Genomic DNA, 1,401 nt, shown 5'->3' with positions numbered 1-1,401 from the left:
CGGATATACAGGAGTTATTGGAACACTATGGGCATCAGATTTTATGGTTACCGCCTTATAGCCCTGATTTGAATTTTATTGAAAAGACTTGGGCATGGATTAAGAAAAAGAGAAAAGAATGGCAAGAGGATTGTATTGATCGACTCTTTCAGATGTTTTTTCATTTCTGTATGAGTAATTAGATTGTTTGACTATATATACTTTTCTTTAGAAATCTTGGCTTAATGGCTTAATCAAGCTATAAGCCTTATGTACCAATGGTTTTCATTAAGCAACTACTAAAAAACCACTTGGCTTAGTGGCTTAACAGAGACTAAAAATATCAATATTAAGCCACTCATTAAGCCATTACGCCAATTTTTCTAACAAAAGAGGGTTAATAGCAACATAACGAGTTCTGCCACTTTCACCAACTCGCAAGTATTGAGAGTCAATTAACTCATTCAATGCCAACTCAAGCAGCTGCTTATTTCTTCTCATTGGTCTAGGGCTGTTATTCATAAAACTAGAATATGCCAATTTACTAATTTTCTTATTCAAGCAATACTTAGTAAACCAATTAATTAATTTAATGGTATTACTCTCCTCTTTAGATTCAATATCTGCATATCTCGCCCATTCACCCAATGAATGACGTACTACATCACAAGCCCCTTGTAAGATCTTAGCATCTATCTTTTCTAAACCCTCAAAGTAAGCGAACACGGTAGCCAAGCGTCTAGCAAGCTGACTTGCCCGACTTGCAAATGCTTGGAGATATTCATAGCGCTCACCCTTAGCCTGTAATCGCTCTATTTCGTTGTAGAACGCAAGGTCTATCTGTTTAACGTCATTATCCATGTGCAACACATAACGCCCATCATCGCCCTTTTCTGTGCCTTGTGGCATAGGTGTAGCATCGAGTAGATACTCGCACCGATACCAGTAAGCAATTAAGCGTTGATCTAGGCTTGCATTGGTGGCTTGCTTATCTGCTGTTTGTAGGCGTGTCCCTGCTAGGTTCTCAGGTATGGTTAATATAAAACGTGGTAAGAAGCCTTGTCCTCTTAGCACTGGGTCTTTCAGTGCATCGGATAAAACCTCATGCTGTCCCTGCAGATTGAATGTAAGCCGTACATCATAAGCCCGACCACTACCATTGAGGTTCGACTTAGACCGTGTACGTTCCACCGAACCATCATCAAATAGCTTTGCGTAGCCTCCTATAGTCAAACAATCAAAAATATAAGACAATATAAAAATGAGTTATTCAGAACATTTTAGACGAAAAGTGATAGCGAAGCTTGAGGAAGGATGTTCCATACGAGCGGTCTCTGCACAATTTGAAATTGATAAAAATACAATTTTGAGTTGGAAAAAACGAATTGAGATTAAAAGAACCCGCCCACGGAAACCTTTTAA

The 1,401-nt window shown here is 38.7% G+C and carries 3 protein-coding genes; 2 read left to right on the top strand and 1 reads right to left on the bottom strand.

What is annotated here, in order from left to right; genetic code table 11:
• On the top strand, nucleotides 1–182 hold a 182-nt coding region (locus I2F17_RS12725), incomplete at its 5' end, for a transposase (RefSeq protein WP_211139443.1).
• Nucleotides 183–348: 166 nt separating this feature from the next.
• On the opposite strand, the gene I2F17_RS12480 is transcribed toward I2F17_RS12725, so the two are convergent.
• Nucleotides 349–1,212, bottom strand: coding sequence for a DUF3987 domain-containing protein (locus tag I2F17_RS12480; protein WP_328705933.1), 864 nt, complete (start codon nucleotides 1,210–1,212; stop codon nucleotides 349–351).
• A 28-nt stretch (nucleotides 1,213–1,240) separates the two neighbouring features.
• Between I2F17_RS12480 and I2F17_RS12475 the strand changes: the two genes are divergently transcribed.
• Nucleotides 1,241–1,401, top strand: a 161-nt coding sequence (locus I2F17_RS12475; protein WP_213014496.1) for an IS630 transposase-related protein, incomplete at its 3' end; no start/stop codon positions are given.

The sequence above is a fragment of the Acinetobacter baretiae genome, assembly GCF_015627105.1.
GTDB lineage: Bacteria > Pseudomonadota > Gammaproteobacteria > Pseudomonadales > Moraxellaceae > Acinetobacter > Acinetobacter baretiae.
This window is presented reverse-complemented; position numbering and strand designations above follow the sequence as displayed.